Origin of the sequence: Methylopila henanensis (assembly GCF_042681025.1) — a bacterium.
Taxonomy (GTDB): Bacteria; Pseudomonadota; Alphaproteobacteria; order Rhizobiales; family Methylopilaceae; genus Methylopila; species Methylopila henanensis.
Map to the genome: position 1 here is coordinate 143,806 of NZ_JBHUER010000001.1, position 14,517 is coordinate 158,322.

Below are 14,517 nucleotides of genomic sequence, written 5' to 3' on the forward strand. Positions count from 1 at the left end.
CGGTGGATGGTTCCAGCCCGACTATGGTTTTGCTAAAGTTGTCCGTAGTGCGGCGCGGCGATGTTGTCGATCAGCCGGACGCCTTGAATGCGGGCGGCGACGAGGAGCCGGCCCGGCCTGCCGGGTTGCGGACGCCCGAGCGTCTCGGCGTCGCGGTGCTCCACATAGTCGATGGCGAAGCCCGCCGCGGCGATCTCCGCTGCGGCCGTGGCGACTGCGGCCTCCGAGGGCTGCCCCGCGCCGATCGCGGCCGCCGCACGCGTCAGCGCGGCGTAGAGCGCCGGCGCCCTGCTCCGGCTTTCGGCGTTGAGATAGACATTGCGCGACGACATTGCGAGGCCGTCCGGCTCGCGCACCGTCGGACGCCCTTCGACGCTCACCGGCAGGCTGAGGTCGCGCGTCAGCCGGCGGACCACCGCGAGCTGCTGGAAGTCCTTCTCACCGAAATAGGCCACGTCCGGCAGGCACTGCGCGAACAGCTTCGTCACGACGGTCGCGACGCCAGCGAAGAAGTGCGGGCGCGCGTCGCTCTCGAGGCCGGTCGCCGGGCCGCCGACGGTGACCGTGGTCGCGGCGCCTTCCGGATACATCTCTCCCGTCTCCGGCGCGAAGACGAGATCGACGCCTGCGCCCGCGAGCTTGACGAGGTCGCCGTCGAGGTCGCGCGGATAGGTGGCGAGATCCTCGGTCGGCGCGAACTGGGTCGGGTTGACGAAGATCGAGACCACGACCCGATCCGCGCCGCGGCGTGCGGCCTCCACCAGCGAGAGGTGCCCGTCGTGCAGCGCGCCCATGGTCGGGACCATGCCGATGCGGGCGCCGTCGCGCCGCCACGCGGCGACGCGGGCCCGCAATTCGGCGACGGTCGTGACGACGTCGGGACGGGACATGCTCGGCTCCAGGCTGTCGCGGCCGACAGGCCGCTTTGGGCCGAGCGGATTATCAGGATAGGAAGCCTGACGCCACGCGACATCCGCGGGGCGGACCCGCGGCGTCGGAGTGGGCGATGATCTGGATCCTGCTTGGAGCGATGGCGGTGGCGGCCTTCCTGGCCGTCGGCCGCATCGTCATCCGGACCGATCCGCGCCGGCTGCTGCGGGCGGTGAGCTTCGCGTCGAGCGCGGCCTGGGCGGTCGGGCTCGCTCTCACCCTGTCCGGCAAGCCGGTGTTCGGCCTGACGCTGCTGGGGCTCGGCGCGATGGGCCTCGGGCTCGCGGCGCTGCCTAAGGCCTCAGGCGGACGGGGGGCGTCCGCAGGTCACGGACGCGGCCCGTCGGCCGGTCGGGGTCCAGACGTCGAGGGTGATGCGCACCGGCGGCAGAGCCGGGGCGGCGGGATGTCCCGTCCGGGCGTAATGACGGAACAGGAAGCGTATCAGGTCCTTGGCCTGGAGCCGGGGGCGAGCGCGGAACAGATCGTCCGTGCGCATCGGACGCTGATGAAGAAACTCCATCCCGACCATGGGGGGACGACGGCGCTCGCCGCCCGCGTCAACGCCGCCAGGGATCTTCTGATGCGGCCGAGCCATCGCTGACCCTCCCTGCGTCAGTTCTTGATCGCGAAGCAGCTCATGGAGCTGCGCTTCAGCGCCTTGCAGGCGGCGTCGGCCGAGCGCTCGTTCAGGCCGGCGAAGCGCGCGCGGTAGAAGGTGGTGTCGCCCTTCGCGTAGACCTCGGTGTAGGGCTCAGCGGAAGCGAGAGCGCGGCCGGCCTTGGACTTGGCGTCCGAGAGCAGCGCCTGCGCCGCATCGGCCGCCGTGGTCGCGCCGATCTGGATCATCCAGCCCTTGCGGACAGGCTGGCGCTCGGCGACCGGCGCGACGCTGGGCGCGCCCTCGATGTCGGAGATCTCTTCGCGCGGAGCCTGCGCGGCGTAGGCGGCGACCGTTGACGGCTTGTCGGCGGCCACGCTGCCGGTGGTCGCAGGCGCGCCGACGACCCAGCGCATCGGCTGCGGGGTGCGGGTCGGGCCGGTCGAGGCGATCACGGGCTCGGCGTCCGCGGCGACGGCGCGCGGAGCCGACGGCGTGGTGGCGGCCGCCTGGGCGACGCGCACGGGCGCGGGAGCCGGGGTCGGAAGCGGAACGGGGTCCGGCGCGGCCGCGGCGACGCGGGCTTCGACAGGAGCCGGCGCAGGGGCGGGCGTCGGGACCGGAATCGGAGCGGCGGCGACCACAGCGGGCCGGGCGCGGACGGGCGAGCGATCCTCGACCTCGGCGACCAGCGGCGCGACGCGCGAGCCGGTCGACGCCTTCGGCAGATTGAGCGCGATCAGCTCGCGCATGTGGGCGTCGCGCGCGGCGCCGGTGCGGCCGCCCATGACCACTGCGACGATGCTGCGGCCGTTGCTCTTCACGGAGGTCAGCAGATTGAAGCCGGAGGCGTTGGTGTAGCCGGTCTTGATGCCGTCGACGCCTTCAACCCGGCCAAGCAGCCGGTTATGGTTCGGCATGGTGCGTCCGGCGAAGTTGAACGACCGGGTGCCGAAGTAGCCGTAGTAGCGCGGGAAGCGGTCCTGGACGGCGCGTCCGAGCACCACGAGATCGCGCGCGGTGGTGACGTGCGCCGGGTTCGGCAGGCCCGAAGCGTTGCGGTAGACGGTGTCGGTCATGCCGAGCGCGCGCGCCTTGCGCGTCATGCGGTCGGCGAAGGCGAGCACGGAGCCTTCGAGATTCTCGCCGACGGCGCAGGCGACGTCGTTCGCGGATTTGGTGACCAGCGCGCGGATGGCGTCGTCGACGCGCAGGGACTGGCCCGGACGCATCCCGAGCTTGGACGGCGCTTCGGCGGCGCAATGGGCGCTCATGGTGAGGCGGGTGTCGAGTTTGATCCGCCCGCGCTCGAGATCCTCGAACATGAGGTAGACGGTCATGACCTTGGTGACCGAGGCCGGGAAGCGCCGGGCGTCGGCGTTGCGCTCGAACAGCACCTTGCCGGTCTTGGCGTCGACCACGAGCGCTGCGTAGGTCGGTCCGCCCGTGAACGGCGTGGCCCGGGCGGCGATCGCGGGCCGCTTGGACTTCACGACCTTGCGCTTCGACCTCGCCTCGGCGTCGCCGACGCTTGCGGCCAGAGCCCCGAAGACGACGCTCGCCGCCAGAACGCAGGAGAGGGCGCGCCCGCCCCATTTCGTTACGCAACTCGCAGTCATCACGCCGTCCCGCCTGGTCTCGGCCCGACCGTTCTGGCCGGCCTCGTCGCACCTCCGCGGCGGGGTGATTTGTCCCGTAATGCGCCTGGGCTTCCGAACAAGGCCAAGCGCCCGTTGACGAATCCGTTTCCGTCGCGGCCTCCGCCACGTGGGCGAAGCTGTCAACGAGGTTAGGAAGACGCGGTTACGGAGCGGTTAAGGGCCGAACAATTGTGCGCTGCAAAAAGCATGTCATTGACATTCATGTTGCAGTGCATATAAAACAGTCGGCGGGAGCGATCCCGCACCGCATCCGTCGAACGGGTCGAACCGGCATCGACGGCGCCGCCACATCTGGCGCGGCGTTCGGGCAAGACGCCGACGACCGCAGGAGGAAGCTATCATGACCGCCACTTTTGAAGACGCTCAGAAGTTCAGCAAGGAAAACGTCGACCTCGCCCTCAAGAGCTTCGGCGCCGTGTCGAAGGGCTTCCAGGCGATCGCCGTCGAGGTCGCCGACTACTCCAAGAAGTCGTTCGAGGACGGCGCCGCCCACGTCGAGAAGCTGCTGGGCGTGAAGTCGCTGGACAAGGCCGTGGAAGTGCAGTCGGCCTTCGCGAAGTCGGCCTACGAGGCCTACATCGCCAAGGTGACGAAGCTCGGCGAGCTCTACGCGGACATCGCGAAGGAGTCCTACAAGCCGGTCGAGACCGCGTTCGCCAAGGTCAAGTGACCGCGCCCGTCGCGACGGGGCCGCGTTGAGCGGCCCAATCCGATCAAAGAATGCCAGCCCGGCTCGCGCCGGGCTTTTTTTTGGCCTCGTGCGACCATACCTGCCAATTGGCCGCCGGGGTCCGCCCGGTCTGGCGCACCTGAAAAAGCAGAGTTAGGATCGCTGCATCGGACGCGTGCGCCGCAGCAGCGGCGAGCTTCGCGAGAGGCGGGCGGCGCAAGCGAGGAACCATCGCGGAACGATGCACGACCGAACGATCGACACTGCGGCCGGCGTCCCGACGTCGGCGTCCCGGCTCCCGGCGCTCGCCGGCCCCCGTCGAGCCGACGACGGGCCGGGGACGGCCGTGGTCACCAAGACGCGGCCAAAGGTCAAACGGCCGAGCCTGTACCGCGTCCTCATCCTCAACGACGACTACACCCCGATGGAGTTCGTCGTTCATGTGCTCGAGCAGTTTTTCCAGAAAGACCGTGAGGCGGCGACGCGGATCATGCTCCACGTCCACAACCACGGCGCGGGAGAGTGCGGCGTCTACACTTACGAAGTCGCCGAAACCAAAGTGACGCAGGTGATGGATTTCGCCCGAAAGCACCAGCACCCCCTGCAGTGCGTCATGGAAAAGAAGTGAGGTTCGTCCATTGCCGTCATTCTCGCGCAGCCTCGAACAGTCCCTTCACCGCGCTCTCGCCTTCGCCAATGAGCGCCGCCACGAATACGCGACGCTGGAGCACCTGCTGCTGTCGCTGGTCGACGACCAGGACGCGGCGGCGGTCATGCGCGCGTGCAACGTCGATCTCGAGATCCTGCGCCGCAACCTCGTCGAATATGTCGACACCGAACTCGACAACCTCGTCGGCGACACGTCCGAGGACTCCAAGCCGACCGCCGGTTTCCAGCGCGTCATCCAGCGCGCGGTGATCCACGTCACCTCGTCGGGCCGCGAGGAGGTGACGGGCGCGAACGTGCTCGTCGCGATCTTCGCCGAGCGCGAGAGCCACGCCGCGTTCTTCCTGCAGGAGCAGGACATGACGCGCTACGACGCGGTCAATTACATCAGCCACGGCATCGCCAAGCGGCCGGGCCTCAGCGAGACGCGCCCCGTGCGCGGCGCCGAGGAGGAGACCGCGACCAGCGGCGACGAGGCGGCCGGCGCCAAGAAGAAGGCCGACGCTCTGGAGGCCTACTGCGTCAACCTCAACAAGAAGGCGCGGGACGGCAAGGTCGACCCGCTGATCGGCCGCGACGCGGAGGTCACGCGCACGATCCAGATCCTCTGCCGCCGCACCAAGAACAATCCGCTGCTGGTGGGCGACCCCGGCGTCGGCAAGACCGCGATCGCCGAGGGCCTCGCGCTGCGGATCGTCCGCAGCGAGGTGCCGGAGGTGCTCGAGGACGCGATCGTGTTCTCGCTCGACATGGGCGCGCTGCTCGCCGGCACCCGCTACCGCGGCGATTTCGAGGAGCGGCTGAAGCAGGTCGTGAAGGAGCTCGAGGCCACCCCCGGCGCGATCCTGTTCATCGACGAGATCCACACCGTGATCGGCGCCGGCGCCACCTCGGGCGGGGCGATGGACGCCTCGAACCTGCTGAAGCCGGCGCTCGCCTCCGGCACGCTGCGCTGCGTCGGCTCGACCACCTACAAGGAGTATCGCCAGTACTTCGAGAAGGACCGGGCGCTGGTCCGGCGCTTCCAGAAGATCGACGTGGCGGAGCCCTCGATCCCGGACGCGATCGAGATTCTCAAGGGCCTCAAGCCCTATTACGAGACCTACCATCAGGTCCGCTACACCGCCGAGGCGATCAAGGCGGCGGTCGAGCTGTCGTCGCGCTACATCAACGACCGCAAGCTGCCGGACAAGGCGATCGACGTCATCGACGAGACCGGCGCGAGCCAGATGATCCTGCCCGAGGCCAAGCGCCGGAAGACGATCGGCGTGAAGGAGATCGAGGCGACGATCGCGACCATGGCGCGCATCCCGCCGAAGTCCGTCTCCAAGGACGACGCCGAGACGCTGAAGACGCTGACCACGAGCCTGAAGCGCGTGGTCTACGGTCAGGACGCGGCGATCGAGGCGCTGTCTTCGACCATCAAGCTCGCCCGCGCCGGCCTGCGCGATCCGGAGAAGCCGATCGGCTGCTACCTGTTCTCGGGGCCTACCGGAGTCGGCAAGACCGAGGTCGCGAAGCAGCTCTCCTCGCTGCTGGGCGTGCGGCTGCTGCGCTTCGACATGTCGGAATACATGGAGCGGCACACCGTCAGCCGGCTGATCGGCGCGCCTCCCGGCTATGTCGGCTTCGACCAGGGCGGCCTGCTGACCGACGGCATCGACCAGACGCCGCACTGCGTGCTGCTGCTGGACGAGATCGAGAAGGCGCATCCCGACCTGTTCAACATCCTTCTGCAGGTGATGGACCACGGGAAGCTGACCGACCACAACGGCAAGCAGGTCGACTTCCGCAACGTCATCCTGATCATGACCACCAACGCCGGCGCGTCCGACCTGGCGAAGGAGCCGATCGGCTTCGGCCGGACGAAGCGCTCCGGGGAGGACACGGAGGCGATCAACCGTCTGTTCGCGCCCGAGTTCCGCAACCGTCTCGATTCGATCATCGCCTTCGGCAACCTGCCGATCGAGGTGGTGCGTCAGGTGGTCGAGAAGTTCGTGCTCCAGCTCGAGGCGCAGCTCGCCGACCGCAACATCACGATCGAGCTGTCGGACGAGGCGCGGGACTGGCTGGCCGAGCGCGGCTACGACCCGCAGATGGGCGCGCGGCCGCTCGCCCGGCTGATCCAGGAGACGATCAAGACGCCGCTCGCCGAAGAGGTCCTGTTCGGCAAGCTCAAGAGCGGCGGCGCCGTGCGCGTCGTGGCCGTGACGAAGGAGGACGGCCAGGCTGGCCTCGGGTTCGAGTTCCCGGAAGGGCCCGTGACGCCGAAGCCCGAGCCCGTCGGACGCGGCGACAAGGCCGAGCCGAAGGAGCCGAAGAAGCGCGGCTCCCGCGACGGCGACCGCAAGGCCTCCGCGAGCCGGACGCCGCCGCTCGTGCGGACGTGAGCCGCCTCGCGCCGCCCGCGGCGATGAGCGCTGACCGAGGCGGCGTCTTGGCGGCATGAGTCGGAATGACGAAGGCGGGACGGCGCTCGACGCCGCCTCGCACAGTCCCAAAGGATGGGCGTTGCGCGGGGCGCGGGCGGCGATCGCCGTCCCGGGCGTGGTGCTGTTCGGCAGCTTCATCGGCTTCGGCGCGATGACGCACGACTATGGCTGGCCGCTCTGGATCGCCGTGCTGTCGACCCTCCTGGTCTGGGCCGCGCCGGCGCAGGTGGTGCTCGCCGGCGCCCTCGCGAGCGGCGCCGGAATCGCCGGCGCGACGCTCGCGGTCACGGTTTCGGCCGTGCGGCTGCTGCCGATGGTGGTGTCGATCCTGCCGGTGCTGCGCTCGGAGCGCACCTCGGTCTGGATGCGTCTTCTCGCCGCCCACTATGTCGCCGTCACCGCCTGGTTCGAGGGGCTGCGGCTCACGCCGACCCTGCCCAGGGCGGCGCGCATGCCGTTCTTCCTCGGCCTCGCCAACGCGCTCGTCGTGGGCAGCGCGCTCGCGACCGCCGCCGGCCATGCGCTCGCGGGCGTGCTGCCCACCGCGCTTTCGATCGGCCTGCTCGGGCTGACGCCGCTCTACTTCCTGATGTCGCTGGAACGGGGCTCGAAGGGCTTGGGCGAACGCGTCGCGCTCGTGCTCGGGCTTGCGCTCGCGCCGCTCATCGCGCCGTTCACGCCGCAATACGACATCCTGCTGACCGGCGTCGTCGGCGGCACGATCGCCTTCGCCGTCGAACGCGCCGCGCGGCGGGGGCGCGCCGCATGAGCCACGTCTCGCTCGACGCCGGCTACCTGCTGCTGGCGGTGGCGCTGGCCTTCGTCGCGAACGACCTCTGGCGCGTGCTCGGGGTGGCCCTGTCCGCGCGGATCGACGAAGACAGCGGCCTGTTCGCCTGGGTGCGGATGGTGGCGACCGCGCTGGTCGCGGGGCTGGTGGCGAAGCTGATCCTCGCGCCGGCCGGCGGCCTCGCGCTCGCGCCGCTCTGGCTGAGGCTGTTCGCCGTCGCGGGCGGCCTCGCGGCCTATGCGATCGGCCGCCGCTCGCTCGCTCTCGGCGTCGCGGCCGGAGAAGCGGTCCTGATCGGCGGCGTGCTGCTTCTGGACGCCTGAAACGCGACAGTCGCCGTCAAACGCCGCGTCAGGGTCCGGCTTAACCGGACCATCCATGCCCGGCGTGGCGCTCGGCGTCGGAGATGGGTCCTCCGGTCGAGCCGGAGGACGACGGAGCGTTTTATCTCGCCCGCCCGTCAGTCGGCCGCGAGCGCGACCCGGATCTTCTCCGCCAGCGCCGCCAGCGCCTCCGGAGCCTCCATCTTGCCGGTGTGCGGCTTCAGCGGCACATCGGTCCAGCGCGGGATGACGTGGACATGGGCGTGGAACACGCTCTGGCCCGCGGGCGCCTCGTTGAACTGGGTGATCGTCACGCCGTCCGCGCCGAGCGCGGCCTTCACGGCGCGCGCGATCTTCTGGACCGCCGCGAACAGCGGCGCAATCGTCGCCTCGTCCATGTCGAGCAGGTTGCGCGAGGGCGCGCGCGGGATCACCAGCGCATGGCCGTCGGCCTGGGGCATGGCGTCCATGATCGCGACGACGGCGTCGTCCTCGTAGATCTTGTGGGACGGGAGATCGCCGCGCAGGATCTTCGCGAAGATGTTGTCGGGATCGTAGTCGGCCATCGGGACGGTCCTCGGAGACGGGGCGTCGGGCGCAAACCCATCGCGGAGCGGCGCGCCGACGTCAAGCGTCGGGCGCGACGCCTTCGGTCGCATGCCGGAATGGGGCCGCCGCCTCCAGTTCGTCGGTGACGGCGGCCATGTAGGCGCGTTCGCGCGCGAGATAGTCGGCCACGGCGCGCTGCAGGCCGGGATCGGCGAAGGCGTGGGCGGACCAGGTGGTGACGGGCCGGTAGCCGCGCGCGAGCTTGTGCTCGCCCTGCGCTCCTGCCTCGACGCGCGCGAGTCCGCGGGCGATCGCGGCGTCGATCGCCTGATGGTAGCAGACCTCGAAATGCAGGAACGGCCGTTCCTCGAGCGCGCCCCAGTAGCGGCCGTAGAGCGCGTCGTCGCCGATGAAGTTGAGCGCGCCGGCGATCGGGCGGCCGCCGGCCTCGGCGAGCACGAGCAGGATGCGTTCCGGCATCGCCTCGCCGACGAGGCTGAAGAAGCGCCGCGTCAGATAAGGACGTCCCCACTTGCGCGCGCCGGTGTCCATGTAGAAGGCGAAGAACGCGTCCCAATGGGCTTCCGTCAGCTCGGCCCCGGTGACGTGGCGGATCGTGACGCCGTCGGCGAGCGCCTCGCGCCGCTCGCGCTTCAGCTGCTTGCGCTTGCGCGAGGCGAGGGCGGCGAGGAAGTCGTCGTAGGAGCCGTAGCCCTCGTTGCGCCAGTGATACTGCTTGTCGACGCGCGGCAGGAAGCCGGAGCGGACGAGCGCCTGCTGCTCGGCCTCGCTCGCGAAGGTGACGTGGATCGAGGAGGCGTCAGTCTGGCGCATCAGGCCGCGGAGAGCCGCCGCGAGCGCGCCGCGGACCGTGTCCGGATCGCGTCCCGGCGCCGGCATCAGCCGCGGGCCGGTGACGGGCGTGAAGGGCGCCGCCACCTGCAGCTTCGGATAATAGCTGCCGCCGGCCCGCTCATAGGCGTCGGCGAAGGCGTGGTCGAAGACGTACTCGCCCTGGCTGTGGCTCTTCAGATAACAGGGCGCGAGACCCGCGAGGCCCGCCCCGTCCTCCAGCACGATGTGGGCCGGCGCCCATCCGGAGCGGCCGCCGACCGACCCCGAGCGCTCGAGCGCCAGCAGGAAGCGGTGGTCCACGAACGGGTTGTACGCCGCCCCGCCGGCGCGCGCGCAGGCGTTCCAGTCATCGGGGGAGATCGCGGCGAGGTCCTCGACGACGCGCGCGCGGAAGGTCGGTTCTGTCGGCATTCCGGAATCCGGGAGCAGGCTCCGTCGCCGCCGCACGCGGCTTGACCCACGCTCCCAACTTAATCCGGCCGGCGCGACTTCCAAGCCGTCAGGCCGGGCGAAAGCCTTCGAACACGATCTGGTCGGCGCCGGCTGCGGCGCGCGCGACGTCCTCCGGCGTGCGCACGGTCCATGTCGTGACCGGCCGGCCGGCCTTGCGCGCCATGCGGACGGCCCGGCGGTCGAGGTCGCGCACGTTCCAGGACAGGAAGTCGGGCCGCGTCGCCCGCCAATGCAGCAGGTTGCGGGCGAAGAAGCGCTTGGCGGGCGACAGGTGCGCCCAGTGCGCGTCGGCGTCGGCGAAGGCGTCGCCCACGATCCCGCGCGGCACGTGCGGCGCGAGCTGCCGCATCAGCGCGAGCACGCGCGGGTCGAAGGACTCGACCACGACCGGCCCGCCGCGGCTGCCCACCACCTCGGCGACGCGCCGGGCGAGCCGGGTGTCGCCGGTCGCCGACGATTTGACCTCGACCACGAGCGGAACCCGGCCGCCGACGATGTCGAGGCACTCGTCGAGCGTGATGAGGCGCTCGCCGCAGTCGCGGAAGGGCAGGCTGCGAAGCTCGGCGATAGTGCGCTTCGCGACCGGCCCGGTGGCGTCGATCAGGCGGTCGAGATCGGCGTCGTGGAACACCACCGCCTCACCCTCGGCGGTGGAGCGCACGTCGATCTCGATCCCGTAGCCGGCGGCGGCCGCGGCCTCGATCGCGGCCGCGGTGTTCTCGATCACCCCAGCCGCGCGATCATGCAGCCCGCGATGGGCGATCGGGCGGGCGATGAGCCAGTCGAGCCCGGCCATGGCGGATCAGGCGAATTCGATGATCGCGTCGATCTCCACCGCCGCGCCGAGCGGCAGGGCCGCGACGCCGACCGCGGAGCGGGCGTGGCGGCCCTTGTCGCCGAGCGCCTCCACGAGGAAGTCGGACGCCCCGTTCACCACTTTGGCGTGATCGGCGAACTCGGGCGTGGAGGCCACGAAGGCGCCGAGCTTGACGATGCGGGTGACGCGGTCGAGATCGCCGAGCGCGGCGCGCGCCTGCGCGAGGATGTTGATGGCGCAGAGTTTGGCGGCGGCCTGCGCGTCCTCGATCCGGACGCCGTCGCCGAGCCGCCCGGTCAGCGACACGCCGTCGGGGCCCATCGGGAGCTGGCCCGAGATGAAGAGCTGCTGGCCGGTCCGCACGGCGGGAACATAGTTCGCGACCGGCGCGGCGGGCGTCGGCAGGGTCACGCCCAGTTCGCCAAGTTTCGCTTCGATCTGTCCGGCCATGCGCGTGAGGCTCCATTCGATGACGTCGCGGCTTAAGGCTTGCGGGTTTGGCGCAAGCCGCTCGCCGCCGCAAGCCTCGAGACCCGCGGCCGCGACCCATTTCCGCCACTTCGGCCGTTGAATGCTGGTGGCGCGCAGCCGCGACGCGTTTGCGTTCGCGGCCCGGCGCCGCATGATGATCCCCGATAGGTTCACGCGAGGCAGATTTCGTGGCGACGTCGACACTCCCGAATTCCCGCTCCCTCCTGATCGCCGCGGCGGTCGCGACGGCGTCCGTCTGGTCCGGCCAGGCGAGCGCCGACGCCGCGCTCGCGCCGCACCGCGCCATCTACGAGCTGAAGCTGCGGGAGGCCCGTAACTCCACCAACGTCGACCGTATCCGCGGCCGCATCGTCTACGAATTCACCGGCGACGCCTGCGAGGGCTATGCGCTCAGCTTCCGGCAGGTGACCGAGATCGGCAACGGCGAGGGCGAGACCAACGTCTCCGACCTCAGGGCCGCGACCTGGGAGGACGGGCAGGCGCAGAGCTTCCGCTTCACCGCGCAGAACTATCTGAACCAGGTGCTGGACAAGGACACCGACGGCCGGGCCGAGCGCGCCGACGCGGCGCTCAACGTCGCGCTGTCGAAGCCCAATAAGGACAGCAAGACCTTCGACGGCCGGACGCTGTTCCCGACCGAGCATCTCAAGTCGATCATCTCGGCGGCCGAGAAGGGCGAGACCCTGCTCGAGGCGCCCGTCTATGACGGCTCCGAGAACGGCGACAAGAGCTACGACACGCTGACCGTGATCGGGAAGCAGGAGCAGGGCGAGCCGGCGGGAATCGAGGAGGCGGCCAAGACGCCGGAGCTCCAGAAGGCCAAGCGCTGGCCCGTCTCCGTGAGCTATTTCGAGAGGGGCAAGCGCGACGCCAACGGCGAGCAAACCCCGGTCTACGCCATGAGCTTCGACCTCTACGACAACGGCGTCAGCCGGGCGATGAAGATCGACTACGGCGACTTCGTGCTCGACGGCGAGCTGAAGGAGCTCAAGTTCCTGAAGGCGTCAGCCTGCAAGTGAGCTGAGCGTCGTCGAGCGATCTCAGCCGTCATCCTCCGGCTTGACCGGAGGATCCATTTGGGAGGTTACGCGCGGCGTATGGATGGTCCGGTCAAGCCGGACCATGACGGGGAGTGGTTGCGAACCACCCCCGCCTCCCACGCCGCGCGACCTCTCACTCGCGCTTCGGCCGTCTCGCGAAGGCGCGGTCGACGGCGTCGCGGCCGAAGCGGTCGCGCAGGGCCGCGACGGCGGTCTCGACCGCCGCGAGCCGCTCGCCGCGGTCGTCGACAAGGTCGCGCGGGTCGGCTTCCGCGGCCGGACCGAGGTCGGACAGCGACACCCCGATCAGCCGGAACGCCGAGCCGTCCGCCTCGCGGCGCAGCATGGCGGAGGCGGCCTCGTACAGCCGGCCGGCGAGCCGGGTCGGGTGCGGCAGCGCGCCGGCGCGGGTTCTGAGCCGGAAGTCGGCGGTCTTCAGCTTCAGCGTGACGGTGCGTCCGGCGATGCCGTCCTTGCGCAGGCGGTCCGCCACCCGCTCGCACATCCGGTAGAGGTGGACCGAAAGCTCATCAAAGGTCTTAAGATCGACGTCGAAGGTCGTTTCCGCGCCGACGCTTTTGCGTTCGTGGACCGGGTTCACAGGCCGCTCGTCGCGTCCGAAGGCGAGGCGCGAAAGCCTCAGGCCGCCGTCGCCGTAGCGCCGGGCGAGGTCCTTCGGGTCGGCGCGCTGCAGGTCGCCGATGGTGCGGAACCCGTCCCGGACCAGAGAGCCGGCGAAGGCGGGCCCGACGCCCCACAGGAACGACACAGGCCGAGGGGCGAGGAAGGCCGGCGCCTCGTCGATCGACAGCACGGAGAAGCCGCGCGGCTTGTCGAGGTCCGAGGCGATCTTGGCGAGAAACTTGTTGGAGGCGAGGCCGATCGACACCGAGATGCCGATCTCGCGCTCCACCTCCTGTGCGAAGCGCGCGAGCGTGACGGCGGGCGGGGCCTTGTGCAGCGCGGAGGTGCCGCCCAGATCAAGAAACGCCTCGTCGATCGACAGCGGCTCCACCAGCGGCGTCAGCGCGAGCATCTTCGCCCGCACGGCGCGCCCGGCTTCGACGTACTTGGCCATGTTGGGCTTCACGACCACCGCATGCGGACAGAGCTTCAGCGCCTTGAACATCGGCATCGCCGACTTCACGCCGTAGATTCGCGCGATGTAGCAGGCGGTGGAGACGACGCCGCGCCGGCCGCCGCCGATGATGACCGGCTGATCGGCGAGGCTCGGGTCGTCGCGCTTCTCGATCGCGGCGAAGAAGGCGTCGCAGTCCACATGCGCGATGGTCATGCGCGCGAGTTCGGGATGGCGCGCGACCCGCGGGCTGCCGCAGGACGGGCAGCGCGGCGCGGGGCCGGCCGGCGAGAGGCAGTCCCGGCAGAAGGCGAGGGCGGCCTCCACCTCGGGTCAGAGCGAGGTTCCGGGCGTCGCGCCGCCCAGCAGCCGGCGCGCCTCGGAGACGGTCTCCGGCGCAAGCGCCTCGGCCTCCGCGAAGTCCAGCAGCAGCCGTTCGTCGGCGAGCACATGGTCGAGGACCGACGGCAGGAAGCCGGGATCGGCGGCGGCGGCCCGCACGTTCGAGGGATCGAGGCCGGACAGGGCGAAGAATCGGCCGAGGCGGTCGGGGTCGGCGGCGAGGAAGCCGAGCGCCCGGGCGGCGACGCCGCCGGCGGAATCGAGATCGAGGCGAAGCGGCCGGATCATCTTTGCGTTCGTCCTTTCTCAATGAATCTTCAGTAGAAGTCTCGATAGCGTCGAACGGGCACAACCGCCGCGCACGGGCGGGCTCTCCAGCCAGCGCGCGCGCAAGGCGCATGTTCGAACCGCGTGTCGCGTAAGGCGGGAGAAGAACGGCTCATGCCCAAGACAGTCCTGATCGTGGAGGACAACGAGCTCAATATGAAGCTCTTCCACGATCTTCTGGAAGCGCATGGCTACGCGACGATCGAGACCCGGAACGGCGTCGAGGCGCTGGAGCTCGCGCGCACGCATATGCCGGACCTCATCCTCATGGACATCCAGCTGCCCGAGGTCTCCGGCCTCGACGTGACGCGCTGGATCAAGGAGGACGAGCGCACCCGCGCGATCCCCGTCATCGCCGTCACCGCCTTCGCGATGAAGGGCGACGAGGAACGCATCCGCGGCGGCGGCTGCGAGGCCTATCTGTCGAAGCCGATCTCCGTCGCGAAGTTCCTGGAGACGGTGCGGCACTATCTCGGCGACCTCTGACCGGA

Annotated in this window: 16 protein-coding genes; 8 read left to right on the top strand and 8 right to left on the bottom strand. The window is 70.2% G+C overall.

The genetic code is table 11. The annotated features are described in order from the left end of the window. Positions 1-32 precede the first annotated feature (32 nt). A complete protein-coding gene (gene panC / locus ACFSCV_RS00730) occupies positions 33-890 on the bottom strand; it encodes a pantoate--beta-alanine ligase (RefSeq protein ID WP_378796032.1) in 858 nt (285 codons plus the stop codon). Between the two features lie 116 nt (positions 891-1,006). Here panC and ACFSCV_RS00735 point away from each other — a divergent pair, with 116 nt between their 5' ends. Continuing rightward, positions 1,007-1,534 carry a J domain-containing protein gene (locus ACFSCV_RS00735; protein ID WP_378796033.1) on the top strand — a complete coding sequence of 176 codons (528 nt, stop codon included), beginning with the start codon at positions 1,007-1,009 and terminating at the stop codon, positions 1,532-1,534. A gap of 11 nt (positions 1,535-1,545) precedes the next feature. Here ACFSCV_RS00735 and ACFSCV_RS00740 read toward each other — a convergent pair whose 3' ends face one another. After that, the gene (locus ACFSCV_RS00740) at positions 1,546-3,150 is read right to left on the bottom strand and encodes a D-alanyl-D-alanine carboxypeptidase family protein (protein WP_378796035.1); all 1,605 of its coding nucleotides are present in this window, start codon (positions 3,148-3,150) and stop codon (positions 1,546-1,548) included. Between the two features lie 382 nt (positions 3,151-3,532). On the opposite strand from ACFSCV_RS00740, the gene ACFSCV_RS00745 reads away from it, so the two are divergent. From ACFSCV_RS00745 to ACFSCV_RS00765, 5 genes are all read left to right on the top strand, one after another. Further along, entirely contained in the window at positions 3,533-3,862 is a 330-nt protein-coding gene (locus tag ACFSCV_RS00745; RefSeq protein WP_378796037.1) for a phasin family protein, read from the top strand. Between the two features lie 241 nt (positions 3,863-4,103). Then, positions 4,104-4,490 carry an ATP-dependent Clp protease adapter ClpS gene (clpS, locus tag ACFSCV_RS00750; RefSeq protein ID WP_378796039.1) on the top strand — a complete coding sequence of 129 codons (387 nt, stop codon included), beginning with the start codon at positions 4,104-4,106 and terminating at the stop codon, positions 4,488-4,490. Positions 4,491-4,500: 10 nt separating this feature from the next. Continuing rightward, the gene (gene clpA / locus ACFSCV_RS00755) at positions 4,501-6,918 is read left to right on the top strand and encodes an ATP-dependent Clp protease ATP-binding subunit ClpA (RefSeq protein WP_378796041.1); all 2,418 of its coding nucleotides are present in this window, start codon (positions 4,501-4,503) and stop codon (positions 6,916-6,918) included. A gap of 55 nt (positions 6,919-6,973) precedes the next feature. Then, positions 6,974-7,729, top strand: coding sequence for an AzlC family ABC transporter permease (locus tag ACFSCV_RS00760; protein ID WP_378796043.1), 756 nt, complete (start codon positions 6,974-6,976; stop codon positions 7,727-7,729). Next, positions 7,726-8,073 carry an AzlD domain-containing protein gene (locus ACFSCV_RS00765; RefSeq protein ID WP_378796045.1) on the top strand — a complete coding sequence of 116 codons (348 nt, stop codon included), beginning with the start codon at positions 7,726-7,728 and terminating at the stop codon, positions 8,071-8,073. The genes ACFSCV_RS00760 and ACFSCV_RS00765 overlap by 4 nt, the downstream gene beginning before the upstream one ends. A gap of 137 nt (positions 8,074-8,210) precedes the next feature. On the opposite strand, the gene ACFSCV_RS00770 is transcribed toward ACFSCV_RS00765, so the two are convergent. The 4 genes from ACFSCV_RS00770 to ACFSCV_RS00785 form a co-directional block, all read right to left on the bottom strand. Further along, entirely contained in the window at positions 8,211-8,639 is a 429-nt protein-coding gene (locus ACFSCV_RS00770) for an HIT family protein (RefSeq protein WP_378796047.1), read from the bottom strand. A 61-nt stretch (positions 8,640-8,700) separates the two neighbouring features. Then, a complete protein-coding gene (locus tag ACFSCV_RS00775; protein ID WP_378796049.1) occupies positions 8,701-9,888 on the bottom strand; it encodes a GNAT family N-acetyltransferase in 1,188 nt (395 codons plus the stop codon). An 88-nt stretch (positions 9,889-9,976) separates the two neighbouring features. After that, complete coding sequence (locus tag ACFSCV_RS00780; protein WP_378796051.1) at positions 9,977-10,726, bottom strand: glycerophosphodiester phosphodiesterase family protein; 750 nt, start codon at positions 10,724-10,726, stop codon at positions 9,977-9,979. Positions 10,727-10,732: 6 nt separating this feature from the next. After that, positions 10,733-11,197 carry a RidA family protein gene (locus ACFSCV_RS00785; protein ID WP_378796053.1) on the bottom strand — a complete coding sequence of 155 codons (465 nt, stop codon included), beginning with the start codon at positions 11,195-11,197 and terminating at the stop codon, positions 10,733-10,735. A 209-nt stretch (positions 11,198-11,406) separates the two neighbouring features. On the opposite strand from ACFSCV_RS00785, the gene ACFSCV_RS00790 reads away from it, so the two are divergent. Then, the gene (locus ACFSCV_RS00790; RefSeq protein WP_378796055.1) at positions 11,407-12,258 is read left to right on the top strand and encodes a cell envelope integrity EipB family protein; all 852 of its coding nucleotides are present in this window, start codon (positions 11,407-11,409) and stop codon (positions 12,256-12,258) included. A 154-nt stretch (positions 12,259-12,412) separates the two neighbouring features. Here ACFSCV_RS00790 and ACFSCV_RS00795 read toward each other — a convergent pair whose 3' ends face one another. Further along, entirely contained in the window at positions 12,413-13,684 is a 1,272-nt protein-coding gene (locus ACFSCV_RS00795; protein ID WP_378796057.1) for a DNA polymerase IV, read from the bottom strand. 6 nt (positions 13,685-13,690) lie between these two features. Continuing rightward, a complete protein-coding gene (locus ACFSCV_RS00800) occupies positions 13,691-13,987 on the bottom strand; it encodes a DUF3572 domain-containing protein (protein WP_378796059.1) in 297 nt (98 codons plus the stop codon). Positions 13,988-14,140: 153 nt separating this feature from the next. Here ACFSCV_RS00800 and ACFSCV_RS00805 point away from each other — a divergent pair, with 153 nt between their 5' ends. After that, a complete protein-coding gene (locus tag ACFSCV_RS00805) occupies positions 14,141-14,512 on the top strand; it encodes a response regulator (RefSeq protein WP_271201286.1) in 372 nt (123 codons plus the stop codon). The last annotated feature ends 5 nt before the right edge of the window (positions 14,513-14,517 follow it).

What these genes read in the sequence shown, in the direction of transcription:
- panC (WP_378796032.1), bottom strand. Translation starts at nt 890, where the DNA reads ATGTCCCGTCCCGACGTCGTCACGACCGTCGCCGAATTGCGGGCCCGC.
- ACFSCV_RS00735 (WP_378796033.1), top strand. Translation starts at nt 1,007, where the DNA reads ATGATCTGGATCCTGCTTGGAGCGATGGCGGTGGCGGCCTTCCTGGCC.
- ACFSCV_RS00740 (WP_378796035.1), bottom strand. Translation starts at nt 3,150, where the DNA reads ATGACTGCGAGTTGCGTAACGAAATGGGGCGGGCGCGCCCTCTCCTGC.
- ACFSCV_RS00745 (WP_378796037.1), top strand. Translation starts at nt 3,533, where the DNA reads ATGACCGCCACTTTTGAAGACGCTCAGAAGTTCAGCAAGGAAAACGTC.
- clpS (WP_378796039.1), top strand. Translation starts at nt 4,104, where the DNA reads ATGCACGACCGAACGATCGACACTGCGGCCGGCGTCCCGACGTCGGCG.
- ACFSCV_RS00760 (WP_378796043.1), top strand. Translation starts at nt 6,974, where the DNA reads ATGAGTCGGAATGACGAAGGCGGGACGGCGCTCGACGCCGCCTCGCAC.
- ACFSCV_RS00765 (WP_378796045.1), top strand. Translation starts at nt 7,726, where the DNA reads ATGAGCCACGTCTCGCTCGACGCCGGCTACCTGCTGCTGGCGGTGGCG.
- ACFSCV_RS00770 (WP_378796047.1), bottom strand. Translation starts at nt 8,639, where the DNA reads ATGGCCGACTACGATCCCGACAACATCTTCGCGAAGATCCTGCGCGGC.
- ACFSCV_RS00775 (WP_378796049.1), bottom strand. Translation starts at nt 9,888, where the DNA reads ATGCCGACAGAACCGACCTTCCGCGCGCGCGTCGTCGAGGACCTCGCC.
- ACFSCV_RS00780 (WP_378796051.1), bottom strand. Translation starts at nt 10,726, where the DNA reads ATGGCCGGGCTCGACTGGCTCATCGCCCGCCCGATCGCCCATCGCGGG.
- ACFSCV_RS00785 (WP_378796053.1), bottom strand. Translation starts at nt 11,197, where the DNA reads ATGGCCGGACAGATCGAAGCGAAACTTGGCGAACTGGGCGTGACCCTG.
- ACFSCV_RS00800 (WP_378796059.1), bottom strand. Translation starts at nt 13,987, where the DNA reads ATGATCCGGCCGCTTCGCCTCGATCTCGATTCCGCCGGCGGCGTCGCC.
- ACFSCV_RS00805 (WP_271201286.1), top strand. Translation starts at nt 14,141, where the DNA reads ATGCCCAAGACAGTCCTGATCGTGGAGGACAACGAGCTCAATATGAAG.